The 25,345-nt window shown below is 58.4% G+C and carries 24 protein-coding genes; 9 read left to right on the plus strand and 15 right to left on the minus strand.

All coding sequences use genetic code 11. The features are described 5' to 3' along the window. Positions 1-84 precede the first annotated feature (84 nt). Positions 85-1,050, minus strand: a complete 966-nt coding sequence (ycjG, locus tag NNN71_RS08510) for an L-Ala-D/L-Glu epimerase (RefSeq protein ID WP_271458311.1) — start codon at positions 1,048-1,050, stop codon at positions 85-87. A 100-nt stretch (positions 1,051-1,150) separates the two neighbouring features. Between ycjG and tpx the strand changes: the two genes are divergently transcribed. Further along, positions 1,151-1,657, plus strand: a complete 507-nt coding sequence (tpx, locus tag NNN71_RS08515) for a thiol peroxidase (protein WP_271458312.1) — start codon at positions 1,151-1,153, stop codon at positions 1,655-1,657. A gap of 203 nt (positions 1,658-1,860) precedes the next feature. On the opposite strand, the gene tyrR is transcribed toward tpx, so the two are convergent. The 12 genes from tyrR to pspA form a co-directional block, all read right to left on the minus strand. Beyond that, a complete protein-coding gene (gene tyrR, locus NNN71_RS08525) occupies positions 1,861-3,402 on the minus strand; it encodes a transcriptional regulator TyrR (RefSeq protein WP_064545901.1) in 1,542 nt (513 codons plus the stop codon). 902 nt (positions 3,403-4,304) lie between these two features. Then, the gene (locus tag NNN71_RS08530; protein WP_271458313.1) at positions 4,305-5,009 is read right to left on the minus strand and encodes an ABC transporter ATP-binding protein; all 705 of its coding nucleotides are present in this window, start codon (positions 5,007-5,009) and stop codon (positions 4,305-4,307) included. Beyond that, positions 4,996-5,832 (minus strand): ABC transporter ATP-binding protein, encoded by an 837-nt coding sequence (locus tag NNN71_RS08535; RefSeq protein ID WP_271458314.1) that lies wholly within the window; start codon positions 5,830-5,832, stop codon positions 4,996-4,998. The genes NNN71_RS08530 and NNN71_RS08535 overlap by 14 nt, the downstream gene beginning before the upstream one ends. After that, on the minus strand, positions 5,825-6,658 hold the full coding sequence (locus tag NNN71_RS08540; RefSeq protein ID WP_271458315.1) for an ABC transporter permease: 834 nt from the start codon (positions 6,656-6,658) through the stop codon (positions 5,825-5,827). Before NNN71_RS08540 ends, NNN71_RS08535 begins: the two co-directional genes overlap by 8 nt. Further along, entirely contained in the window at positions 6,658-7,707 is a 1,050-nt protein-coding gene (locus NNN71_RS08545) for an ABC transporter permease (RefSeq protein ID WP_271458316.1), read from the minus strand. The genes NNN71_RS08540 and NNN71_RS08545 overlap by 1 nt, the downstream gene beginning before the upstream one ends. Before the next feature lie 78 nt (positions 7,708-7,785). Then, complete coding sequence (locus tag NNN71_RS08550) at positions 7,786-9,354, minus strand: ABC transporter substrate-binding protein (RefSeq protein ID WP_271458317.1); 1,569 nt, start codon at positions 9,352-9,354, stop codon at positions 7,786-7,788. 124 nt (positions 9,355-9,478) lie between these two features. Next, positions 9,479-10,546: a YcjF family protein gene (locus NNN71_RS08555; RefSeq protein ID WP_271458318.1), complete on the minus strand. Its 1,068-nt coding sequence runs from the start codon at positions 10,544-10,546 to the stop codon at positions 9,479-9,481. After that, positions 10,543-11,940 carry a YcjX family protein gene (locus NNN71_RS08560; protein ID WP_163447369.1) on the minus strand — a complete coding sequence of 466 codons (1,398 nt, stop codon included), beginning with the start codon at positions 11,938-11,940 and terminating at the stop codon, positions 10,543-10,545. Before NNN71_RS08560 ends, NNN71_RS08555 begins: the two co-directional genes overlap by 4 nt. A 34-nt stretch (positions 11,941-11,974) precedes the next feature. Further along, on the minus strand, positions 11,975-12,193 hold the full coding sequence (pspD, locus tag NNN71_RS08565) for a phage shock protein PspD (RefSeq protein WP_064545936.1): 219 nt from the start codon (positions 12,191-12,193) through the stop codon (positions 11,975-11,977). Positions 12,194-12,207: 14 nt separating this feature from the next. Then, positions 12,208-12,567 carry an envelope stress response membrane protein PspC gene (pspC, locus tag NNN71_RS08570; protein ID WP_163447468.1) on the minus strand — a complete coding sequence of 120 codons (360 nt, stop codon included), beginning with the start codon at positions 12,565-12,567 and terminating at the stop codon, positions 12,208-12,210. Further along, positions 12,564-12,788, minus strand: a complete 225-nt coding sequence (pspB, locus tag NNN71_RS08575) for an envelope stress response membrane protein PspB (protein ID WP_035894063.1) — start codon at positions 12,786-12,788, stop codon at positions 12,564-12,566. Before pspB ends, pspC begins: the two co-directional genes overlap by 4 nt. Before the next feature lie 52 nt (positions 12,789-12,840). Further along, complete coding sequence (gene pspA, locus NNN71_RS08580; protein WP_163447367.1) at positions 12,841-13,509, minus strand: phage shock protein PspA; 669 nt, start codon at positions 13,507-13,509, stop codon at positions 12,841-12,843. A gap of 167 nt (positions 13,510-13,676) precedes the next feature. Here pspA and pspF point away from each other — a divergent pair, with 167 nt between their 5' ends. The 3 genes from pspF (at position 13,677) to NNN71_RS08595 (ending at position 15,631) form a co-directional block, all read left to right on the plus strand. Continuing rightward, entirely contained in the window at positions 13,677-14,651 is a 975-nt protein-coding gene (pspF, locus tag NNN71_RS08585; protein WP_271458319.1) for a phage shock protein operon transcriptional activator, read from the plus strand. 147 nt (positions 14,652-14,798) lie between these two features. Then, the gene (locus NNN71_RS08590; RefSeq protein WP_167576030.1) at positions 14,799-15,374 is read left to right on the plus strand and encodes a hypothetical protein; all 576 of its coding nucleotides are present in this window, start codon (positions 14,799-14,801) and stop codon (positions 15,372-15,374) included. An 83-nt stretch (positions 15,375-15,457) separates the two neighbouring features. Next, positions 15,458-15,631 carry a hypothetical protein gene (locus NNN71_RS08595; RefSeq protein WP_164092385.1) on the plus strand — a complete coding sequence of 58 codons (174 nt, stop codon included), beginning with the start codon at positions 15,458-15,460 and terminating at the stop codon, positions 15,629-15,631. An 81-nt stretch (positions 15,632-15,712) separates the two neighbouring features. Here the strand turns inward: NNN71_RS08595 and NNN71_RS08600 are convergent, their stop codons facing one another. Beyond that, entirely contained in the window at positions 15,713-17,104 is a 1,392-nt protein-coding gene (locus NNN71_RS08600; protein WP_271458320.1) for an MFS transporter, read from the minus strand. Between the two features lie 27 nt (positions 17,105-17,131). Then, the gene (locus tag NNN71_RS08605) at positions 17,132-18,304 is read right to left on the minus strand and encodes a M20 aminoacylase family protein (protein WP_167576032.1); all 1,173 of its coding nucleotides are present in this window, start codon (positions 18,302-18,304) and stop codon (positions 17,132-17,134) included. 175 nt (positions 18,305-18,479) lie between these two features. Between NNN71_RS08605 and NNN71_RS08610 the strand changes: the two genes are divergently transcribed. The 5 genes from NNN71_RS08610 to sapD all read left to right on the plus strand — a co-directional run bounded on the left by NNN71_RS08610 (position 18,480) and on the right by sapD (position 25,345). After that, on the plus strand, positions 18,480-20,774 hold the full coding sequence (locus NNN71_RS08610) for a helix-turn-helix domain-containing protein (RefSeq protein WP_271458321.1): 2,295 nt from the start codon (positions 18,480-18,482) through the stop codon (positions 20,772-20,774). Positions 20,775-20,864: 90 nt separating this feature from the next. After that, positions 20,865-22,514 (plus strand): ABC transporter substrate-binding protein SapA, encoded by a 1,650-nt coding sequence (gene sapA / locus NNN71_RS08615; protein WP_271458322.1) that lies wholly within the window; start codon positions 20,865-20,867, stop codon positions 22,512-22,514. Beyond that, positions 22,511-23,476 (plus strand): putrescine export ABC transporter permease SapB, encoded by a 966-nt coding sequence (gene sapB / locus NNN71_RS08620; protein WP_064545958.1) that lies wholly within the window; start codon positions 22,511-22,513, stop codon positions 23,474-23,476. Before sapA ends, sapB begins: the two co-directional genes overlap by 4 nt. Beyond that, positions 23,463-24,353 (plus strand): putrescine export ABC transporter permease SapC, encoded by an 891-nt coding sequence (gene sapC, locus NNN71_RS08625; protein WP_064545959.1) that lies wholly within the window; start codon positions 23,463-23,465, stop codon positions 24,351-24,353. Before sapB ends, sapC begins: the two co-directional genes overlap by 14 nt. Continuing rightward, entirely contained in the window at positions 24,353-25,345 is a 993-nt protein-coding gene (gene sapD / locus NNN71_RS08630; RefSeq protein ID WP_163448933.1) for a putrescine export ABC transporter ATP-binding protein SapD, read from the plus strand. Before sapC ends, sapD begins: the two co-directional genes overlap by 1 nt.

A 25,345-nucleotide genomic window follows, 5' to 3' on the forward strand; every position in this document is an offset into this window, starting at 1 on the left:
TTCTTAAACAATAAAAACCCGCGCATCATGCACGGGTTTGGCGGATATTTTGTGATTAGGGATGCGGTTTATTGCCGAAAGGGATCACAAATGAAGCTCACCGCAGGTAAAACGTAAGGCCGGCTGCGCGTCGGCGGCCAGCCACGTCGGACCGTCGAGGTCGGCAAAGCGCACCAGCGGCGCCAACGGCAGCGCGGCGGCGATAGCGCGCGAGGTGCACAGCATGCAGCCGAGCATCAGCGCGAAGCCTTGCGCTTTGGCCTCCGCGGCCAGCGCCAGCGCCTCGGTAAGGCCGCCGGTTTTATCCAGCTTGATATTGACCATGTCATAGCGCCCGCGCAGCACCGGCAGGTCTTCGCGGGTATGGCAGCTCTCATCAGCGCAGATCGGCAACGGGTGGATAAAGTTATCCAGTGCCTCATCCTCACCAACCGGGAGCGGCTGCTCCAGCATCGCCACGTTAAGATCGGCCAACAGTTGGCAGCGCGCGGCCAGTCCGTCGCTGTGCCAGGATTCGTTGGCGTCAACAATCAGCGTGGCCTCCGGCGCCGCTTCGCGAATCGCCACCATCCGCTCGCAAATAAAGTGGTTATCGAGTTTCACCTTTAGCAACCGGGCACCGCTTGCAAACAGCGCCCGCGCACTGGCTGCCATCTGTTCCGGCGTGCCGATGACGACCGTTTGCGCCGTCGTGACCGTCGCTGGCAAGATAACGCCCAATTGTGTGACAACGTCACTTCCATTAAGCGCAGTTTCCAGACTCCATAACGCGCAGTCCACCGCATTACGTGCGGCCCCTGCCGGCAGCAAATGATTGAGCTGCTCGCGCGTGATGCCGTGCTCGAGCTGCTCGCCGATTGCCATAATCTGCGCCATCACCGAAGCGATGCTCTCGCCGTAGCGCGGATACGGCGTGCACTCGCCAACGCCTTTTACGCCATCTTGCTCAAGCTCGACCACCACGACCTTTGCTTCGCTGCGGCTACCGCGCGCAATGACAAACGGCGTATGCAGCGGCCAGGCCTCTTCGAACACTCGCAGCTTTCTCATCTTGGCTCCTTTCATTCAGGCACAAATAGGGTTTGCCGTGTTAACGCCTGTTGTCATACACTAGGGTCGACGTTAACTATATGTAAACAGGAAGATAATCATGCCGCAAACCGTACATTTCCAGGGCAATCCCGTTGCTGTTCAAGGTTCTATCCCACAGGCGGGCGATAAAGCTCAACCGTTTACGCTGGTGGCAAAAGATCTGTCGGACGTCACCCTCGGCCAGTTCGCTGGCAAACGTAAAGTTCTTAACATTTTCCCGAGCATCGATACCGGCGTTTGCGCGGCATCTGTGCGTAAATTCAACCAGTTAGCGGGTGAACTGGCTAACACCGTGGTGCTGTGCGTATCCGCTGACCTGCCGTTCGCCCAGTCACGCTTCTGCGGCGCGGAAGGCCTGAGCAACGTCGTCACCCTGTCCACCCTGCGTGCGCCGGAATTCCTGCAGACCTATGGCGTCGGCATTGCCGATGGCGCGCTGAAAGGCCTGGCGGCACGTGCCGTGGTGGTGATTGATGAAAACGACAACGTCGTATACAGCGAGCTGGTGAACGAAATCACCAACGAGCCGGATTACGATGCTGCACTGGCAGCACTGAAAGCGTAATACCGTTGTCCTGACCACAGCGTGGTCAGGACAATTTCTTATCCCTCAGCCTCTTAGACTATATGATTTGCGGTACTGGAGGGGGGTTTTTGCCATATATTTTCGAAAACTGGTGATAAACCAGGCATACTCCGTAAATCCCGATTGCTCCCCCACTTCTCTGACCGACAGCACGGCGCTGCCGGGTCAGTGTGGGAAAAGTGTTACTCTTCGCCCTTCTTATTGCTCAGGCCATATTCCCGCAATTTGTTCGCAATCGCCGTGTGCGATACGCCCAGACGCTTGGCGAGTTTACGGGTACTTGGATAGCTGCGGTAAAGCTGAGTCAGCACCGAGCGTTCAAAGCGGCGGGTAATATCGTCCAGCGAACCTTCCATCGCCTCTTCGCCGACCGCGGCGCTTGAAACGTCATGGTCCGGCAGCAGCACGTCCTGCGGACGCAGCTCGTAGCCTTCCAGTTGGGTCAGCGCACGGTAGACCGCATTCTTCAGTTGGCGAACGTTACCCGGCCAGCCGTAACGGGTCAGCACGGTGTTAAGGTCGGTAGACAGCTTCGGCCGCGAAATCCCTTGTTCATCGGCAAAGCGCGCGACAAACAGTTCGGTCAGCGGCATGATGTCCTGCGGACGATCGCGCAGCGGCGGCAAGTTGAGGGTCAGCACGTTAAGGCGGTAGTAGAGATCTTCACGGAACAGCCCTTTTTGCACCAGCTCCACCAGATTTTTCTGCGTCGCGCAGATAACGCGCACGTCAACGTGTACTTCGTGATCTTCACCAACGCGGCGGAAAGTGCCGTCGTTAAGGAAGCGCAGCAGTTTGGTCTGCATACGCGGCGACATTTCACCAATTTCATCCAGCAGCACCGACCCACCGTTGGCCTGCTCAAAGAACCCTTTTTTGCCGTCGGCAGCGTCGCCAAACAGCTCGCTTTCCACCGCGTCTTCCGGAATGGAGCCGCAGTTCAGCGCCAGATACGGCTTCGCCGCACGCGGGCTGGCCAGATGGCAGGCATGCGCCAGCAGGTCTTTGCCGGTGCCGGTTTCGCCGACGATCAGCAGCGGCGCGGTGAGCAGCGCCAGCTTGCGCGCCTGATCCACCACCTGACGCATCCGCGGGCTTACGGCGACAATCTGACTGAACGCGCTGACGTCCTGCGTGGTCATGGTTTGCAGCTGACGGCCCATGCGTAGCGTAGAGCGGAGCATCACTACCGCACCGGCCAGAATACGCGCGTCATTCTCACCGTTGAGATACACCGGCGTGGCCTCCAGCAGGAAGTTTTGCCCGTGGATCACCACATGTTCAGCATGTGACTCCACCGTATCGCTCTCCAGCCAGCGCTGGAAGTTGAAGCCGCTAATCAGTTGCGCCACGTTATGGTTGCGCATGCGCTCCTGGCTAAGACCAAACAGCTGGCAGCTTGCCGGGTTAGCGCGTTCAATTTTGCTGCGCGTGTCCAACGAGAGCACCGGCTCCGGCATCGCTTCCAGCAGCGCGCTCAACGCCAGATGTTCACGCTCTGAGGGCATCCACGGCACGGTGCGGACGTCGGTGACGCCAGCAATACGGCGGATCTCCGCCATCAGGCTGCTGAAGCTGGCGAAATCCAGCTCCGCGAAATTCAGGTAGATTCGGCCAACAGGGTCGATATCGATACCGCGCAGGTCAATACCGCGCAGTACCAATAAATCGAGCAGTTCACGTGTCAGACCGAGACGGTCTTCACAAAAGACTTCAAGACGCATGTGGGGGTTCACCCTTATAAGCCAAAGACGTATGAATCATAAGACACTTATTCGCTGGCGTGAAGATGACTGTCAACAATTATTGACAGTATGGCGGAAAAATAGCCGTTGCGCCGTAAAGTTATGCGTTCAATTAATAAACCGTACCCAACGGTCCCCTCGCCCCTTCCTGTCTCTTATACACAAATTCGTGGGACAGGCCTAATATCTGTCAGTAAGGTGAAGGGTTCCGTTCACTTTACGTCAGGCGGAACATGAGATCTTTTCACCGGTGAACGGGCCAAGGGGGGCGGCCGCGCCCCCCTTGACAATCCCCGCGGCCCCGCAGGGAAATCGGTGCTTCGCACTGCGCTCACCTACGAACTCCAGCCTGTGGCACGGCGAAACTCGACATCCTGTCTCGGTTCGCCTCAGTCCGCCATCCATGGCGTCCTGACCTTGTCTTCCATTCTCCGGCTCGCCGATTTCCAGCGGGGACTCATCGGTTTCAGTAGCTCTGGTTTTTGCTGTTAACTAAAAGACCGCACTGGTGTTGGTGGCGTCTAAATCGCCGAAGCGTTCCCTGAAGGCCGGGGCAGCCCACAGGGATGTGGGCTGAGGGCGCGGCTTTACAGGGATGTTACCTCGCGCCCGACCCGAAAGCCGTAAGGGATAAGCTGAGGGAACCGCGTAGCGGCGATTTTGCCGCCAGAGCCCGGGGGTGCAGGGGGCGGCGGCGACTGGCCGCCCCTTGCGCGCGCCCTGCGCCCGTGCAATTTATATGGCGAGAGCAGAATAAGGAGCGCAACGGAGTGATAAATCCCAAAACATATCCCTCTGGCTGCTCACTATCATCAGGGATTTGTGTATAAGAGACAGCGCCCCTTCGGGTAGAAGGGGCCAATTGCGCCTGGGGGAAAGCGTTACCCCATCCGGTGTTCGCCGCGCTCCAGCGCCGTACGATCAAAGAAGCGCTGAATCACCCCGCCGGCCATAAACGCCGCACGGTCGGACATGTGTGCAATCACATCCGCATCGTGGCTCACCAGCAGATAGGTCATGCTGTGTTCCAGCTTTAGGCGATTGAGCAAATTGAGGATCTCTGCCTGCACCGACATATCCAGCGCCGACGTAGGTTCATCGAGCAGCATAATTTTGGGCCGCACCAGCAGCGCTCGGGCAATAGCCACGCGCTGGCGCTGGCCGCCGGAAAGCTGATGAGGATAGCGGCTGGCGGCATCTGCGGGCAAACCCACCTGCTCCAGCGCCGTCTGCACCCGTGCTGCAATATCCGTTTCGCCGTGAATTTTCAGCGGTTCGGCCAGCGTGCGCCACAGCGTATGGTTCGGGTGCAACGACGCGTACGGATCCTGGAAAACCATCTGCACGTTACGGCGTCGTTCTCCCTGGAAACGTGATCCCGGCGTAATGCGCTGACCAAACAGCGCGACGTTACCGCGCCACTCGCGCTGAAGCCCGGCAATGACGCGTAAAATCGTCGATTTGCCGCAGCCTGATTCACCAATCAGGCTAAAGGTCTCTCCCTCATCGACGTGAAAACTGGCGGCAGACACCGCCGTTTTTTCACCAAAGGTCACCTGTAGCGCCTCAAGATTAACGATCGCCATGTGCTGCCTCCGTAAAATTCTGCGTGCGGTCCAGCGTCGGCAGCATCTGCCCGTAAGTTTGCGCGTTCGGGCGACAGGTCCATAGCGTGCGGGTATAAGGATGCGTCGCCTGTGGCAGCTCGCGGGCCGCCATCTCATCAACGCCGTTGCCCTGATACATCACCAGCACCCGATCGCAGTGCTGGGCCACCAGCGGAAGATCGTGGCTAATCAGCAACATCGCCATATGCCGCTGCTCGCACTGGGTCACCAGCAGCTCAAGGATCTGGTTACGCAACCGCGCGTCCAGCGCCGAGGTCGGTTCATCGGCAATCAGTACCTGCGGGTCGTTGATCAACGCAATGGCGATCATCACCCGCTGCCCCATGCCGCCGGACAGTTCGCCCGGATAGCGGCTCAGCACGCGTACGTCCAGCCCCATCGCCAGCACCGCGGCTTCAATTTTCTCCTGTCGTTCACGGCGGCTCAGTCTCTGATGCAGCGTTAACGCTTCTTCCAGCTGTGCATAAACCGTTTTCACCGGATTCAGCGCGTAGCGAGGATCCTGCAACACCATCGCAATATCGTTACCGCGCAGTGCGCGCCAGCCTTTAGCGTCCAGCGACAGCACATCGCGCCCCAACACGTTGAGACGCTTAGCGCTAACGATGCCGGGTTTGCGCACCAGCCCCATCAGCGCACGTGCGGTCATCGATTTGCCGGAGCCGGATTCTCCCACCAGCGCCAGCCGCTCGTTGCCGAGGGTAAAGCGCATCTGGTTGACGACCCGTGCGCCGGGATAATCAATATTCAGCCCTTCTACGGAGAGTCGTGGCTCAGTCATGTTGCGGCTCCAGTACGTCACGTAAACCATCACCCAGCAGGTTAAACGCCAGGCTGGCGATCAGAATCGCGGCCCCTGGCGCAGCGGCAATCCACCACTGGTCAAATATCACCTGCATGCCGTCGGCTATCATCGCGCCCCACTCCGCCATCGGCGGACGCGCACCCAGGCCGAGGAAACCGAGCCCGGCGGCGGCCAGAATGATCCCCGCCAGATCCAGCGCCAGCCGCACGATCGCCGATGGCAGACACAGCGGCAGAATATGGCCCACCAGCAACCGCAGACCACGAATGCCCATCATCTCAGCGGCGGCCAGATAATCGCTGTGCCGCAGGCGCTGAATCTCGCTGCGTGCCTGACGCGCGTAGGCGGGCCAGGTAGTTAGCGCCAGCGCCAATGCGCCGTTGACCAGCCCGGGGCCAAGCATCGCCACAAAGGCAAAGGCCAGAATCAACCGCGGCATCGACATCACCACGTCGGTAAAGCGCATCAGAATGCGCTCCAGCCAGCCGCCGTAATAGCCGGAAAGAATCCCTATCAGCAGCCCTACCGGCAGCGTAATTACCGTCACCAGCGCAACCAGCCCCAGCGCCGGACGGGTGCCGTAAATCAGCCTTGAGAGCAGGTCGCGCCCGTAGCTGTCGGTGCCCAGCCAATGCTCGGCCGAAGGCATTTGCAGGCGCATCGCGGCGTCCTGCCAGTTCGGATCCATTGGCGCGAGCCACGGCGCGAAAAGCGCAATCAGCAGCAGTAAAGCGATAACCATCAGCCCGCAGAAGGCCGCAGGGGAACGCAACAGACGGCGTAAAAATAGCGAAGCTGGCATCAGCGAACCCTCGGGTCGGTTAGCCGCACCAGAACATCGGTGAGGTTATTAATCAACACAAAACAAACGCCGATCAGCAGCGTTCCTCCCATAATCGCCGCCGTATCGCCAGCAAACAGCGCCGTCGTCAGATAGCGGCCAATGCCCGGCCAGGAGAACACCGTCTCGGTCAGCACGGCGCCTTCCAGCATTGAGGTATAGGCCAGCGCAATCACCGTCAGCAGCGTACCGCGGATGTTCGGCAGCACGTGGCGAAGCAGAATGCTCATCTCCCCGGAGCCCTTCGCGCGCGCCAGCAGAATGTACTCTTTGTTCATCTCGCTCAGGCAGGCGGAACGCGTGAGGCGCGTGATACTCGCGAGCGAATAGTAGGCCAGCAGCAGCACCGGCAGCACCAGATGGCTGAAGGCGTTGCGAAACGCCTCTTTGTCGCCGGAAAGCCAGGTATCAATCAGCGCGAAACCGGTTTTCGGCTCGATGGTGAACTGATAAATATCGTCCAGCCTACCGGGGCCAGGGCTCCACTGTAGCTTCGCGTAAAACAGCGCCAGCATCAGCAGCCCAAGCCAGAAAATCGGCACCGAGTTGCCCAGCAGCGTGAGCGTGCGCACGGCGAAATCCCACGGTGAACCGGCATAGCGGGCGCAGAGTACCCCGGCGATCACGCCGAAAACCGCGCCGATAATCAGCGCCAGCGTCGCCAGTTCCAGCGTTGCCAGAAACGCTGCCAGCAGATCGTGCAGCACCGGCTGCCCGGTCGCGCTGGCGGTGCCGAGATCGCCATGGGCCAGATTGACAAGATAGTGCCAGAACTGTACGGGCAGTGAGCGGTCAAGACCAAGCTGGTGACGCACCTGATCGTAGGTCGATTGACTGGCGTGATCGCCAACAATTTGCAGCACCCGGTCGACCGGAGAGAGCGCAGAGAGCGCGAAAGTGACCAGCAGCAGCCCCAGCAGGGTGAGCGCCAACGTGAGCAGGCTTTGCAATAGCGCCGACAGTAAACGCCGGGTGCCTTGCGCGGTGGGATTCGGTAAAGCGGCGGGCATGAGTATTCCGTATATCAACGATAAAACGAACGGCAGCGGCCCGACGAGTCAGGTCGTCGGGCCGCTGAAGCGATGGCGTTACTTAGTGACGCGGTCGTACCAGACCATATCGGCGTTAAGCCCCTGCTGATAGCCTTTCACGTTATCGCGAACCACAATCTGAGTTTTTCCCTGATCGATAAAGACGTACGGCGAATGACGCTGGAGCTCTTCCTGCATTTTTTTGTACAGGTCGAGGCGTTTCGCGGCATCCGGCTCGGCCACCGCCGCCAGCATCGCTTTGTTCAGTTCAGGGATTTTCCAACTGTTCAACCCGGCCACGGTGCTGGACTTACCATCGTTATAGGCGAAGGCGCTGGCGTTAGAGTGAGCATCGAAGTAATCCGGGATCCACAGGCGAATCGCCGCCTGATGCTGTTTCGCCCGCACCCGAGCGTAAACCTGGCTGCCGGCGGCAGGCAACAGCTCGACCTTCACCCCGCCCTGCGCAAAGCTCGCCTGCATCGACTGCGCGATGGTGATAAACGGCGGTTTATTTTCCACATCGAGGGTAAAGTGCGCGTCTTTGATGCCCGCTTTAGCCAGAATCTCTTTCGCCTTCGCCGGGTCAAATTTGAACGGCGTGTTATCCAGCGCGCCCGGGAAACCGACCGGCAGGAAGCTCTGATGCACGAAGTACTGGCCTTTAAGGAGATCTTTAGTGATGCCGTTATAGTCCACCAGCCAGCGGGCCGCTTCCCAGAACGCCGGGTTGGCCAGCAGCGGGTTGGTACTGTTGCCGGTGTTGAACACCAGGTAGTTTTGCTCGGCGGAAGGAATACTCAGCACCTGCAGGCCCGGTTTGCCCTGCAGAGCGTCAATCTGGTCAGCTCCCAGATCGCGCGCCACGTCGGCGTCGCCCTGCTGAATCAGCAGACGACGGGAGGCCGGATCGGGCACGTTTTTGATGATCACGCTTTTCAGCTTCGGCGCGCCGGTCGGCGAGGTTTCGTTCGCTTCCAGGACGATCGCCTGATGCGGTTGATAGACGCGCATTTTGAAGGCACCGCTGCCCGCCGAGTGCATTTTCAGCCACTCGTTGCCGAAGTCGCTGCCTTTGACGTTGGCGGCCACCAGCTTCTCATCCACAATCGAGGCAATCGGCGTGGACAGAATATTCAGCGCCACCGCCGGGCTGACGTCGGCGGTCCAGCTGAGCTGCAGGGTATGGTCATCCACTTTCTTCAGCTGGCTGGCGATGTTGTCCGGCTGCCAGCCGAGGACGTTGAGAATGAATGCCGGTGATTTGTTCAGCGTCACGGCACGGGTGTAAGAGAAGATGACATCTTCCGGACGCAGCGGGTTGCCGGAAGCAAATTTCGCGTCGCTTTTCAGCTTGATGGTCAGCGTTTTCGCTGCCGCATCGGCCTGCCAGCTTTCCGCCAGAATCGGCGTAATTTTTGCTGGATCGTTGCGGTCTGGCTGCACCAGACGCTGATAGAGGCTCGGCACCGTCTGGATGCTGGAGAGCTCGTTGGCCTCCGCCGGGTCGAGGCTGACAATATCGTCCAGCCCCTGAGCCACTACCAGCGTGTTCGGTGGGGTGGCGGCATACGCGGAGGCTGACAGCGCGGTCAGCACAAATAACGGCAGCAGTTTTCTGGTCATCGGACTTCCTGAGAGTGATCATGCAGTTGACGGTATCCGCTAAGTTAGCGCCGCATGTCACTTTCAGTAAAGTTAAGTATAGATATACCTTATGCCATTTTGGCATAAGGTTATTTATCTTCGCTTATTGATCCGACGTCGCTGCTGTCTTGCCTTTCTGCACCGTGGTCTTCAACTGCCCCACCAGCTCACGACGGAAATCGCCAAGACGCGGTTTGTCGTTATCGATCCACGGCAGCGGACGGCAAAGCTCCATCGCCTTGATGCCTAAACGCGCGGTCAACAGCCCGGCCCCGATGCCCTGCGCCGCACGCGTGGACAGACGTGCCGCCAGATCCTGCGACATCCAGTCCATGCCAATCTCACGCACCAGTTCGCTGGCCCCGGCAAAAGCGATATTAATCAGCACCAGACGGAACAGGCGCAGGCGGCTGTAGTAGCCCAGCTCAATGCCGTACAGGTTGGCGATGCGGTTGATCAGGCGCAGGTTGCGCCAGGCGATAAAGCCCATGTCCACCAGCGCCAGCGGGCTGACGGCAATCATCAGCGTCGACTCCGCCGCCGAACGGCTGATTTCACGACGCGCCTGAGCATCCAGCACCGGCTGCACCAGATGCGCGTAGAGGCTCACCACCTCGCGATCGCTCTGGGTTTCGTGGATCGCCGCGTACCAGCGTTGAAGCGCCGGATGCGACTGCTCCAATCCGGCCTGACGCGCCAACCCTTCGCAGAACGCACGCGCCTTACCCACACCGTGGCTGTGCATCAAGGTCCGCGCTTCATCGCGTTCCTGCGCGCGCTGGCGTAACCGCCATAGCCTGCGCCATTCGGTGGCGACCGAACCGACACCCGCACCCACGATAAGCGCGCCAGCAACGCAGCCGCCCAGCGCGGCCCAGTCCTGGGTTTGCCAGGCGTTGACCGTCCACTGCACGCCCTGCGCCACGACGCTGGCGCCAAACAGCGTCAATCCAGCGGTCACCATTTTGCGCCACAGGCTACGTTTTGGCCGCAGCGCCGCTTCCACGGTGGCTTCGGCCTGACCTTCCTGCTCACCGTCAGCATCGAGCGCGACGGGAGCAAATTTTTCCGCCGCATCCCCCTCAAACGCCTGTGCGGTTTTAAACTGTTCCGGCTTGACGTCGTCGAGCGGCCCGTCAAAATCGATTCGCGGTTTAAATGAGTCGGTCATCGCAGCTTATCTCCAATTAAAAACTCCAGCGCGGCATCCAGACGGATATGCGGCAGCGGCTGGTCAACGTCCATCGTCTGCGGGCGGAAAGCCTCAAACTGGAAGCCCTGTTTATCCCAGAACGCCTGCCCCGGCAGACGCGCTGGCACTTCGCCTGGATAGACGGTCAGCGGCTGACCGTCACTCAGTCGGTGTCCACGCAGCGCCGGAATCTTCTCGCCGTTCACCTCAATCAACCCGCTTTGCGTTGCCTGTACTGACGCCAGCCCCAGACAGTCCATGGTGATGCCTTCAAAGGCGGCGTTCTGCCAGGCGTCCTGAATCAGCTGTTGCAGCAGCGACACCATGTTGCCGTGCTGATCGACGGTAACGTGATCCGCCTTGGTGGCGGCAAACAGCAGCTTATCAATCACCGGCGAGAACAGGCGGCGGAACAGCGTGCGCTGACCGTAGTGGAAACTGTGCATCAGTTGCGTTAGCGCCAGGCGCATGTCGTTAAATGCCTGCGGCCCGCTGTTCAGCGGCTGCAGGCAGTCCACCAGCACAATCTGGCGGTCAAAACGCAGGAAGTGATCTTTATAGAAGCCTTTCACGACCTTTTCGCAATAGTAGTTAAAGCGTTCGCGCAGCATCCCGGCGTTGCTGTGTTTATCGGCCTGCGCCAGTTTCGCCTCTCCCACGCCGTCAACGTCCGGCCACGGGAAAAATTGCAGCGCCGGCGCGCCGGCCATATCGCCGGGCAGCACAAAGCGCCCCGGCTGAATAAAATGCAGCCCTTCCTGTTTGCAACGGTGCAGATAGTCGGTCCAGGCTTGGGCGATTTCCGCCAGCCGATTTTCATCGGCCGGTGCCAGCGGATCCAGCCCGGCGCACAGCTCGCGCCATTTGGCCGACCATTCGCCACGCTGGCCATTCAGCAACCCCGTCATCTGCCGCGACCAGGTCAGGTAATCCTGATTGAGCATCGGCAGGTCCAGCAGCCACTCGCCGGGATAATCGACAATCTCCAGGTACAGCGTGGACGTCTCTTTAAAGTGGCGCAGCAGCGAGTCATGAGATTTATAGCGCAACGCCAGGCGAATTTCGCTCACACCGCGCGTCGGCGTTGGCCATGACGGCGGCTGGCCGTACAGCTGAGCCAGCCCTTCATCGTAGGTAAAGCGGGGAATGCCGAGGTCACGCTGGGGTATACGTTTCACCCCCAGCAGGCGTTCTTCGCGCACCGCGCTCAACAGCGGCAGCCGCGCGCCGGTATGCACGTTCAGCAGTTGATTCACCAGGCCGGTGATAAATGCGGTCTTGCCGCTACGGCTCAGGCCGGTAACGGCAAGACGAAGATGCCGGTCAACGCCACGGTTGACCAGCGCATTGAATTCATTTTTGAGTCGCTTCATTGCTTATCAGACACTCCTGTCAACGCCGATAGCGCTATTTTGCCATGGGGAAATAGCGTTTAGCGAGGCGCGACAGCAGCGGTTCCAGCGCCACCGCCAGAAACATCTTCAGTGGTCGACGGGCGACGGACTTCACCGCCCACCCGGCAACGCCTGCCGGGCCATAGCGCAGTGCGGTCAGCAGGGCAAGCTTGCCGACGATTTTCAAACCGGGTTTCACCTTCTGCCCTGCCCGCTGCCATTTATTGCTCATTATTCACCTCTGTATCAGAGCTGACGGAAACGGCTGCGCAACGTAAAGGTATCGGACGTCACATAGCGTTCCATCTCGCGTAACCGCTGTTCACCGGCGGCCAGTTCCGCATCCACCGCATCCAGCAAATCGCGGCTGGAGGGCTGATGCGGGTTGTTCATCACCCCTTCCGGCATCGGGTCAAGGGCGAAGGTTAAAATCACATAGGCGACAACGACAAAGAAAAAGAGTCCAAACAGCATCGCCAGCACGGTAATAATACGAATCAGCTTCACCGGCACGTCGAGGTACTCGGCAATACCCGCGCAGACCCCTTTCACCATGCCCCGCTGCGGGATTCGCCACAGCTTTTTGTTAAAATCCAGCGCCATTATTTGTCCCTCCAGTTCGGATGTTCAGCATCCAGAATGGCTTCCAGCGCCTGAATACGCTCGCGCATCCGCTTTGCGTCATCGGTTAACTGCATCAACCGCTGCTGCTCGCCCTGTGACAACTCGCCAGAGCGGGAGCGATTGCTGTAGTGCAGCCACAGCCAAATCGGCAATACAAACAGGACAAATAACGTCAGGGGAATGCCGAGGAAAAGCGCGCTCATAGAAACTCCTTATATATTATGAGCAGCGGCACGGTGGGTGCCGCCGGAATCATTATTGGTTGTCCTGCTTCATTTTGGCTTTCAGCGCGGCTAGCTGCTCGCTGATTTCGTCATCGGCCTTCAGTTCGGCGAACTGCTGGTCCAGCGACGGTTGTTTGCCAAAACGATGGCTTTCCGCTTCAGCTTCCATATGGTCGATGCGGCGTTCAAAGGATTCAAAGCGAGCCATCGCTTCATCCAGTTTACCGCTGTCCAGCTGACGGCGCACATCGCGGGACGAATTCGCCGCCTGATGACGCAGCGCGAGAGACTGCTGACGGGCGCGAGTTTCGCTGAGCTTATTCTCCAGCTCGCCAATCTCTTTCTTCATGCGTGCCAGAGTTTCATCCACCAGCGTGACTTCATGTTCCAGCGTATCGATAACATCGGTCAGCTTCTGTTTTTCAATCAGCGCTGCGCGTGCCAGATCTTCTTTATCTTTACGCAGCGCCAGCTCGGCTTTCTCCTGCCACTCTTCCTGCTGCGCCAGCGCGCGTTCGACGCGGCGAGTCAGATCTTTCTTTTCCGCCAGCGCACGGGCGGAGGTGGAGCGCACTTCCACCAGCGTGTCTTCCATTTCCTGGATCATCAAACGGACCAGCTTCTGCGGGTCTTCCGCTTTTTCCAGCAGCGAGTTGATGTTGGCGTTCACGATGTCGGCAAAACGAGAAAAAATACCCATTGTTCAATCCTCATAGTTCTGTGTTTCGGGCTTAGCCCTGCGTAATGACTATTACAACTTCCGTGCCAACTTTTTATCTTATTGATTATAAACGATGTGATTGAATTTTGTGCCGCAAACGCCTACAGTGAAATGGCGAATTACACCAACAAGTGGCGAATTTCATCATGGCAGATTACAAAGACACCCTTCTCGGCGAGGCCAACCGTTTTATTGAAGTGCTGGAACAGGTTTCCCGCCTCGCGCCGCTCAATAAGCCGGTGTTGATTATCGGCGAGCGCGGCACGGGTAAGGAGCTTATCGCCAACCGTCTGCACTACCTCTCCTCCTGCTGGCAGGGGCCGTTTATCTCGCTCAACTGCGCGGCATTGAACGAAAATCTGCTCGACTCTGAACTGTTCGGCCACGAAGCCGGGGCCTTTACCGGCGCGCAAAAACGTCATCCGGGTCGCTTTGAACGTGCAGACGGCGGTACGCTATTTCTTGATGAGCTAGCCACCGCGCCGATGCTGGTGCAGGAAAAGCTGCTGCGGGTGATTGAATACGGCGAGCTGGAGCGCGTCGGCGGCAGCCAGCCGCTGCAGGTTAACGTCCGCCTGGTGTGCGCCACCAATGCCGATCTGCCTCAATTAGTGGAAGAAGGCGCTTTCCGCGCCGACCTGCTCGACCGGCTGGCCTTTGATGTGGTGCTACTACCGCCGCTGCGCGAACGCCAGAGCGACATCATGTTGATGGCCGAACATTTCGCCATTCAGATGTGCCGCGAGCTGAAGCTACCGCTGTTTCCTGGTTTTACCGACCGCGCCCGCGACACCCTGCTGCACTACCGCTGGCCGGGTAATATTCGCGAGCTGAAAAACGTAGTCGAGCGTTCGGTTTATCGCCACGGTTCCATCGACGAACCGCTGGATGACATTATTATCGATCCGTTCCGCCGCCAGCCCGCCATCGCCGACGAACCCGCAACGGAAATCACGGGCCCGGCGTTACCGTTGAACTTACGTCAGTTCCAGCTAGAGCAAGAAAAAGACCTGTTGCAGCAGAGTCTGCAACAAGCCCGGTTTAACCAGAAAAACGCCGCCGAACTGCTGGGGTTAACCTATCACCAACTGCGGGCGTTATTAAAAAAACACGCGCTGTAAACTTGCACGACCGTCTGGTGCTTTCATTCTGAGAGCACCACTCCTGGCTAATCCATTGTCTGATTTCAGACACACGGTATTCATTAACCTTTCGCGATAACTGCCTTACCATTTTATCCCCGTAAATCGCAAAGAAAGGCAAATGGAGTGAGCGAATTATCAATTCAGGAAACACATGAACAGAGCCTTGAGGTTACACGGCAAGTTCTACAGTCTTTTGGATGGTTCGGGATTTCTGTTGGCGTGCTAAGTGATGCGGAAAAAAGAAGACTGCAAAATGGTATTGAAACGAGCGTACTGAACTGGCCTTGGGCAATGGCACATTATGGCGGAAGTGCCGATGAGGGGATTTTAGATATCACGTTAAAAGTTTCTGACCACGCCGAACCCGACGGTTTGCATGCTGTAATCATTTGTAGATTTGACCCGCGCCGCGACGAGTTTGCTATCTGCATGTTAGAAAACCTCATCAACGACCAGACGACAGTATTGACGGGCAACGTATTAACTATCGCTCTCGTGTACGCAACAACCTTTTGTGACATGAGAGAGATAGAAGATGTCGGGATTCAAGACCCATCAGATGAAGCAAAACCGCGCTACCGCTCATATGGCTTTGCCGAAGACTTTACCCGGTTAAATCGAATGTCCTCCACCGTAGTGGACGTCAAACAGCGAATAAAAAGCAAGGTTCAGGCTATGGAGAACACCTTTGATGAATAATGCTGACTCCCGGCACTGTTTGTTATGTAATCAGCATTGGTGTAAAATTATAGGCAGCGGCAACTTGCCAGCGAGGAGGCGATATGACCAAACAACATAAGAAAATCGATAAAAACAAAGCGATGACCGCCGCCAAAAAATCGCTGGATTTCTGGACGGCAATTGATGGTAGCAAACTTGCTACGCTCGGCCATCGCGAAAAAGAGATGGATATCATCGGACCGACAAAGAAAGTTAAATTCGTAAATTACGGTTAGCGCACTCGTTTTTTAAAAACAATTAAGGCTCCAAATGGAGCCTTAATTGTTTTTAAAATCAGTGACAGAAAGCCGGAAGCATCAGTTTTTACGGCGACGCGGCAGCATCAGCGCGCTAACCGCAATGGCCCCCAGGCACAACATGCAGTTAAACCACAGCGCGTATTGTGCCGCTTTTGCCATGCCGTAGGGTAAAAACAGCGCGTAGAGTGATGCCGTCATCGCCAGGCCAAACGCGCCGCCCAGCGAGCTGCCCATTTTGTAAATCCCGGAGGCGACGCCCACCTTATTTTCCGGCGCGCTGGTGACGGCGGTGTCGGTGGAAGGCGTGGCGTAGCAGCCCAGCCCCAGGCCAAACAGGACGTTACTGAAAAAGACGGTCACGATATAGGTCCAGGTGTCGAGGAAAGTACAGGAGATCAGGAAAATCCCCGTCATCGCAATCGCCGGGCCGCCCATCATTGGCAGCCTTGCGCCGTAGCGTTGCAGCAGTTTCTCCCCCACCCGAATCATCAGCAGCACGGTCACCAGATAGCCAAGCGTCATCATGCCCGTCTGGAACGGGCTCAGGTGCCGCCCCTGCTGGAGCCAGATGCTGGTGATCATCATCGTGCCAATCGCGCCGTTCAACATCAGGTTCGACAGCACCGCCGCACTATAAGCGCGATTTTTAAACAGCGCGAAATCGATCAGCGCCGCCTCTTTTTTACGCATTCCGCTGCGCACAAAAAAGGTCATCGCCACAATAGCGCCTGTCAGCATCGTCAGCGACAGGCCGCTGGTCCATCCCCAGTGGTGACCTTTGGAGATAAACAGATTGAACAGCACCAGCGCCGCCACGAGGCTCAACAGGCCGCTGAGATCCATTTTATGCTGCACCGCGGTGGCGCTGCGACTCTCCGGGGTGCCGCGAATCAGCCAAAATGCTGCAAACGCCGCCGCGATGGAAAAGACAAAGATCCAGCGCCAACCCAGGCCAGTAGCGATCGCGCCACCCACAAACGAGCACAGGCCGCTGCCGCCCCACGAACCGATCACCCAGAAGCTGATCGCCCGCTGTCGCGCGCGCCCTTCATACCACGTTTTAATCAGCGCCAATGTCGCCGGCATGATGCAGGCAGCAGACAGTCCCTGAATTACCCGCCCGGTCAGGAACAACAGCGGCCCCTGAGATACCACCAGCAGCGCGCTACCCACCATGCTTAACGCCAGGCCAATCAGCGTCAAACGTACCCGGCCAAATTTGTCGGCCAGCCCACCGCTGGCAACCACAAAGCAGCCGCTGAAGAGTGCGCTGAGGCTCACCGCGAGGGTGAGCGTCTCCAGCGAAATATCGATACTGTTTTTCACTACCGGGACTACGTTAATCACCGACTGAGCAAACAGCCAGAAGGTCAATACGCTCAACACAATCCCCGCCAGCAGCCGGTCGGTGCCGACATACTGCGTTTCACTCAACGTCACGGTACTCATGGCTCGCCCTCATGTTGCGCGCGTCATTTATCCACGCAGATAGTGTTCCGTCAGGCCGCACCACAGCGCCGCCCCCGTCAGCAGGATGTTGTCGTTAAAGTCGTAGCCCGGGTTGTGAACCATGCAGCGGTCTGGTTCATCGCCCGCGCCGATGGTGAAATAGGCGCCGTTAGGGTTCTGCTCGAGCATAAACGCGAAGTCTTCGCTGCCCATAAACGGATTCACCGTGCCGATAGACTCCGCGCCGAACAGCGACGTCGCCACATCGCGCACCATCTGGTTTGCCTGGGGATCGTTTTTGAGGACCGGACTGCCGTTGACGTGGGTGAGCGTGGCGGTGGCGTTGAAGCTTTCCGCCTGCGCCACGGCGATGTCGTGAATACGTTGCAGTACGGTTTCACGGACCTGTTCGTTGAGCGTACGCACCGTCAGCTTCATCAGGACTTTATCGTTGATGATATTTGGCGCATGCCCCGCCTGAATGCTGCCAACGGTCACCACCACCGGGTCAAACGGACTGATATTGCGTGAGACGATGGTTTGCAGCGCCAGAGTGATATGGCAGGCAACAACGGTGGCATCGACGGTATGCTCCGGCACCGCGCCGTGGCCGCCCACGCCCTGCACTTCGATGTGCAACGTGTCGGAGGAAGCCATCATCGCACCGTCGCGCAGGCCAATTTTGCCCAGCTTCTGCCCCGGCATATTGTGTAAACCAAAAATGTGGTCGCAGGGGAATTTGTTAAACAGACCGTCTTCCAGCATCACCCGGCCACCGTACAACAACTCTTCCGCCGGCTGGAATATCAGGTGCAATGTGCCGTTAAACTGACGGGTGCGCGCCAGGTACTCCGCGGCATACAGCAGCGTAGTGGTGTGACCGTCGTGTCCGCAGCCGTGGAAACAGCCATCCGTTTCGCTGGCCCACGCTTTGCCGCTGCGCTCCTGCATCGGCAGCGCATCCATGTCGGCGCGCAGCCCCAGCGTTTTGCCGCCGTTACCCACTTTAAGCGTCCCCACCACGCCGGTCCCCGCCAGCCCATAGTCCACTTCATAGCCCCAACTGCTTAGCAGCTTCGCCACTTCGGCGCTGGTTTTGTGCTCCTGAAAACCAATCTCCGGCTGCTGATGGAAGCGGTGGCGTAGCGCGATAAATTCGGCTTCCTGACTCTGCAATGCTTCAACGATAGGATGTGTCATTTTTGTTATCCCTTTATTGCTCCACAGTGATAACGTCGAGTTTATGACGTCGGAGCGGTCACAAAAGGCGCTTTTTTGTTTTATATTGACGGAAAATGTAATGACTATTTTTCATACGGTTTAGTTATGACAAAAAACAGACCGTTATTTTTTGTCTTCGCTGGAGGGCGGAAAGGTGGCGCAGCAAATCAGTGATTTTTCTGTGGTGGTGCAGGACATTCGTCAGCAGGCATACAACGAACAGCAGACGTTAACGCTGATGTGGCTACTGCATGGCGAGGTCGTGCTGGAAAGTGCCGACGACACGCGTACGCTGCAAACCAACGCGCTGGCCATCATCAATCCCAACCAGCGCTGGCGTTTGCGCGGCGAACAGGCCAATGCGGTGATGACGCTGATGATAGCCAGCAGTTGGCTAACCCGGCTGGACGCGCATTTTTTTGCCTTTGATTATCAAGTTCCACACCCCACGATGGAGCACGAAGGACGGCTGCGCAGCCTGATGCGCCAGCTACTGGTTAGCCATGTGATCAACCCTGAAAACACCTCCCGGCTGGAGGCAAACCGCTGGCTCAGCGAAATTGCCCTGCTGTTGGCAACCCATTTTCAGCAGCCACGCAAAACGGGCGCATCACACAATAATGAGTCCACATGGAGCCACCGTATCCGCCAGGTGGTGACGCGGATTGAGTCACAATACAGCCAGCGCCTGTCGCTTGCTGAAATCGCCCGCGGCGAGCGGGTGTCGGAAGCCTGGCTTTCACGTTTGTTTCACAAAGAAGTCGGCGTCAGTTTTATGCAGTACATCACCGCGCTGCGTCTGGAGAAAGCCGCCGAACAGTTGTTGACAAGCACTTTACCGGTACAGCGAATTGCCCAGCAGCAGGGGTTTGCCAGCGCGCGCGTAATGAGCGATCTGTTTAAGCGCCGCCACGGCATGACGCCGCGCCAGTATCGTCAGCAGTCGACCACGGTGGCCCGTAACCGCACGCGCGAGAACCCGCCCGACCGCACGCTGCCGGTGGCCGCCGAGACGCTCTATGCCCTGCTCAATCACACGGGCAAACAGGACTGGGAAAGCCCGCCACCGCTCCAGCAGCCGCTCCAGGCGCGGCGGATTGTCCTCGACACGCTGCCGTCGCGTCGCGTGCCGCTGCGTCATAGCCAGCTCATTATTACGCTGCGCGAACTTGATGATTTGTTGCGTGAAGATGTCCGCCAGTCGCTGATGACGCTCCATGCGCAGATACCTATCCACGGGATCGATATCCATGAACCTTTCCTGAGCAGCCGTTTGTTCAGCGACGGCTGGGACGATCCGCAAATGGTCGGCTACGCCTGCTGGTACCATTTACAGCAGGTTTTTACTTTCCTTGCCCGTATGGGATGGCAGGTACTGCTCCACACCAGCCTGACCACGCGTCCCGATCTACTGCGGCAGTTTTTACGCCTTGCCGCGCAGCACTTCCCTCCGTCAACGCTGGCAAGCTGGCAGTTCGTCTGGCACTGGTCGCCACAGGCGAGCGCCGAGGTCTGGGCACAGCAAAAAGCGGCGATCCGGCAATGGTCGCCGGACTCGCAGTTGGGCATCTGCCACCGCTTTACCGTTACCGATGACGATACCGTAGACGACGCAATCCTCACCTCCCCGCTGCTGAGAGAGGCCGATTTTCTCGCCTGCTCGGCCAATGCCAACGAGCGTTTCCACCAGCAGCCATTCGACCGCACCCGACTGGCCGCCGCCGAAAACGACCCGGTACAGAAGGTGCGCCAGATCCAGCGCGCTCTACGCCAGCGCCAGCTCGCGTTACCCCTCTGGCTGCTGTCGTGGAACACGCTAACCGGCTCAACCCGGCGTACCAACGGCGAGTTCTTCCGCGGCGCGCTGCTGATGAATAACCTGCTGGGGCTGGCCGATCAGGTACAACTCACCGGCTTCTGGCTCAACTCCAGCCAGCAGGGTGAGGCGCGTAGCAACGGCACCTTCGATACCTCCAGCCTGGCGCTCTTCTACCATCACGGGCTGACGCGCCCCATCTACTGGGTGCTGTGGCTATGGCGACGCTTACAGGGCGAAGTGTTGGTCAACGATAAAAACGTGCTACTGCTGCATCAGCGCGGTCGCTACCAACTGCTGCTGCGCAACCCGGTGGTGTTTAATCCGTGGTTGTCCAGCGAAGAGGCTTTTATCCAGCGGTTTCGTCAGCAATACCCGGTGCAGCTTCAGGGGCTGAACGGTAAGTGGAAAATCAAACGCCACCTGTTCGATCAGCACAATGGCGCGCTTTTCCCGCGGCTGGAGGCGATAGAAAGCAGCAGCGGCCCGGACGAGGAGAGCTGGACATGGCTGGCGCACACAACCCGGCCCGCGCTCAGCGTGCGCGAAGAAACGCTGGAGGAAAGCTGGCAGGTGGTTGAGGCGCTGGAGAGCAATGCGCTGGTGTTATACGAGTTAACCCCACTGAGTTGATGACTTTTAAAGCAGTTGCACGCAGACATTTGTACCTGGTAGCCGTAAGTGCGATACACTTTGCAGATCAATCGAAAAAACAATGAAACTATGCGCCTGAATTTGTCACCTTTCCTGGCAGCGTTGGGGTTAATCTGCAGCCAGGCGATGGCCGCGCCGCAGCCGCTCGCCCCACCCCATGCCGACATTCGCGACAGCGGCTTTGTCTACTGCGTCAGCGGGCAGGTCAACACGTTTAACCCGCAAAAAGCCGGTAGCGGGCTGATTGTCGATACTCTCGCCGCCCAGCTCTACGACCGCCTGCTGGACGTCGACCCGTACACCTATCGTCTCGTGCCTGAGCTGGCGGAAAGCTGGGAAGTTCTGGATAACGGCGCAACCTACCGCTTCCACCTGCGCCCTAACGTACAGTTTCAAACCACCCGCTGGTTTAAGCCGTCGCGCGCGCTGAACGCCGACGACGTGGTATTTACCTTCGAGCGCATTTTCGATCGCCAGCATCCGTGGCATAACGTCAACGGCGGCGCGTTCCCCTATTTTGACAGCCTGCAGTTCGCCGACAGCGTGAAGAGCGTGCGCAAACTTGATAGCCACACGGTAGAGTTTCGCCTCAATCGTCCGGACGCCTCGTTCCTCTGGCATCTGGCGACCCACTACGCATCGGTGATGTCGGCGGAATACGCTAATCAGCTCACTAAACAGGATCGTCAGGAACAGCTCGACCGCCAGCCGGTGGGAACCGGGCCGTTCCAGCTCGACGAGTACCGCGCGGGGCAGTATATTCGCCTGCAACGCCATTCCGCCTTCTGGCGCGGCACGCCGCTGATGCCGCAGGTGGTGGTCGATTTGGGCTCCGGTGGCACCGGCAGGCTGTCCAAACTGCTGACCGGCGAGTGTGACGTGCTGGCCTGGCCTGCCGCCAGCCAGCTCACCATTCTGCGCGACGACCCGCGCCTGCGTCTGACGCTGCGCCCGGGGATGAACATCGCCTATCTGGCCTTCAACACCGACAAGCCGCCGCTAAATAATCCGGAAGTGCGCCACGCGCTGTCGCTGGCGATTAATAATCAGCGTTTAATGCAGTCCATTTATTACGGCACCGCAGAAACCGCGGCCTCTATTTTGCCTCGCGCCTCCTGGGCTTACGATAACGAGGCTAAAATTACCGAATACAACCCGAAAGAAGCGCGTCGACGTTTACAGGCATTGGGGCTGGATAAATTGACGCTGCGCCTGTGGGTGCCAACCAGCTCTCAGGCGTGGAACCCGAGCCCGCTGAAAACCGCCGAGCTCATTCAGGCGGACATGGCGCAGATTGGGGTGAAGGTGATTATCGTACCGGTAGAAGGCCGCTTCCAGGAAGCACGGCTGATGGACATGAACCATGACCTGACGCTCTCCGGCTGGGCTACGGACAGTAACGATCCGGACAGCTTCTTCCGTCCGCTGCTGAGCTGCGCGGCCATTACCTCGCAGACCAACTTCGCCCACTGGTGTAACCGTGAGTTTGACAATGTGCTGCGCAAAGCGCTGGACTCGCAGCAGCTGGCCTCACGCATTGACGCGTACGATGAAGCCCAGCAAATTCTGGCGCGCGAGCTGCCGGTGCTGCCGCTGGCGTCTTCGCTACGCCTGCAGGCCTATCGTTACGATATTAAAGGGCTGGTGCTGAGTCCGTTTGGCAACACCTCATTCGCCGGCGTGTCGCGGGAAAAAGAAGATAAGGTGCAAAAACCATGATTATTTTCACCCTTCGTCGCCTGTTATTGCTGCTGGTTACCCTCTTTTTCCTGACCTTTGTCGGCTTCAGCCTGAGCTATTTTACGCCGCACGCGCCGTTGCAGGGCGCGTCGCTGTGGAACGCCTGGGCCTTCTGGTTTGACGGCGTCATGCACTGGGATTTCGGCGTATCGAGCATTAACGGCCAGCCGATTTCCGAACAGCTGCGCGAAGTGTTTCCGGCGACCATGGAGCTGTGCATTCTGGCGTTTGGCTTTGCGCTGCTGATAGGTATTCCCGTTGGCATGCTGGCGGGCATCACCCGCAATAAATGGCAGGATAAAGTGATCAGCTTCTTCGCCCTGCTCGGCTTCTCGATTCCGATTTTCTGGCTGGCGCTGTTACTGACCCTCTTCTTCTCGCTGACGCTGGGCTGGCTGCCGGTTTCCGGGCGCTTCGATCTGCTGTATGAAGTGAAAAGCGTCACCGGCTTCGCGCTGATTGATGCCTGGCTCTCCGACTCGCCGTGGCGGCATGAAATGATTATGAGCGCTGTGCGCCATATGGTGCTGCCGGTGTTAACGCTGGCCGTCGCGCCCACCACCGAAGTGGTGCGCCTGATGCGTATCAGCACCATTGCGGTCTACGACACCAACTACGTGAAGGCAGCGGCCACGCGCGGCGTTTCGCGTCTGACCATTCTGCGTCGCCATGTGCTGCACAACGCGCTGCCGCCGGTGATCCCACGTCTGGGGCTGCAGTTCTCCACCATGCTGACCCTGGCGATGATCACCGAAATGGTCTTTAGCTGGCCGGGGCTGGGGCGCTGGATGATTAATGCCATTCGCCAGCAGGACTATGCGGCGATCTCCGCCGGAGTGATGGTGATTGGCGCGCTGGTGATCATTGTGAACGTGATATCCGATATTTTGGGTGCTATGGCTAACCCGTTGAAACATAAGGAATGGTATGCCTTACGATAGCGTCTACCTCGAGAAACGCCCGCCGGGTGCGCTGCGCACCGTGTGGCGCAAGTTCTATGGCGACACCACGGCGATGATCGGCCTGTACGGCTGCGCCGGGCTGGCGGTCGTGTGCATTCTGGGCGGCTGGTTTGCGCCCTACGGTATCGATCAGCAGTTCCTCGGCTATCAGCTTCTGCCGCCGTCATGGTCGCGCTACGGCGAAGTCTCTTTCTTTCTCGGTACCGACGATCTGGGGCGTGATGTGCTGAGCCGTCTGCTTAGCGGTGCCGCGCCCACCGTCGGCGGCGCGTTTGTTGTCACGCTCGCCGCCACCGCCTTCGGGCTGGTGCTGGGCGCATTTGCGGGATCAACCCGTGGCCTGCGTTCGGCGGTGCTGAACCATATTCTCGACACGCTGCTGTCAATTCCGTCGCTGCTGCTGGCGATTATCGTTGTCGCTTTTGCCGGGCCGCATCTCAGCCACGCGATGTTTGCCGTCTGGCTGGCCCTGCTGCCGCGCATGGTGCGTTCAATCTACAGCATGGTACACGACGAGCTTGAACGCGATTACGTGATTGCCGCCCGCCTCGACGGCGCCACCACACTCAATATTCTGTGGTTTGCCATTCTGCCGAACATTGCCGCCGGGCTGGTCACCGAAATTACCCGCGCGCTATCGATGGCGATCCTCGATATCGCCGCGCTGGGTTTCCTCGATCTTGGCGCGCAGCTGCCGTCACCGGAATGGGGCGCGATGCTCGGCGATGCGCTGGAGCTTATCTATGTGGCGCCGTGGACGGTGATGCTGCCGGGCGCGGCAATCATGATTAGCGTGCTGCTGGTCAACCTGCTGGGCGACGGTATTCGCCGCGCCATTAACGCGGGGGTGGAGTAATGCCGTTACTTGATATACGCAATTTAACCATCGAATTTAAAACCAACGAAGGCTGGGTGAAGGCCGTTGACCGCGTCAGCATGACGCTGGCCGAAGGCGAAATTCGCGGCCTGGTGGGGGAATCCGGTTCAGGCAAAAGCCTGATCGCCAAAGCGATTTGCGGCGTCACCAAAGATAACTGGCGCGTCACCGCCGACCGTATGCGTTTTGACGATATCGACCTGCTGCGCCTGTCCAACCGCGAGCGGCGAAAACTGGTCGGCCACAACGTCTCCATGATTTTCCAGGAACCGCAGTCTTGTCTGGATCCTTCTGAACGCGTGGGCCTGCAACTGATGCAGAACATTCCCGGCTGGACCTTCAAAGGCCACTGGTGGCAGCGTTTTGGCTGGCGCAAACGTCGCGCGATCGAACTACTGCACCGCGTCGGCATTAAAGATCACAAAGATGCGATGCGCAGCTTCCCGTATGAGCTGACGGAAGGCGAATGCCAGAAGGTCATGATTGCCATCGCGTTGGCTAACCAGCCGCGCCTGCTGATTGCCGATGAGCCAACCAACGCCATGGAACCGACCACCCAGGCGCAGATCTTCCGTTTGTTAACCGGCCTCAATCAGAATAACAACACCACCATCCTGCTGATTTCTCATGATTTGCAGATGCTGACCCACTGGGCGGATAAGATCAACGTGATGTACTGCGGGCAAACGGTAGAGACCGCGCCGAGCGAAGAGCTGGTGACCATCCCTCATCACCCGTATACCCAGGCGCTGATCCGCGCGATTCCGGACTTTGGCCGCTCAATGCCGCATAAAAGTCGCCTGAATACCCTTTCCGGCGCCATTCCCCTGCTGGAACAGCTGCCGATGGGCTGCCGTCTGGGGCCACGTTGCCCGTACGCGCAGCGTAAATGTATTGAAACCCCGCGTCTGACGGGAGCGAAGAACCACCTGTTCGCCTGTCATTTCCCGCTGAATATGGAGAAAGAGTGA

The sequence above is a fragment of the Kluyvera sp. Awk 3 genome (assembly GCF_028069715.1).
Classification (GTDB): Bacteria; Pseudomonadota; Gammaproteobacteria; order Enterobacterales; family Enterobacteriaceae; genus Kluyvera; species Kluyvera georgiana_A.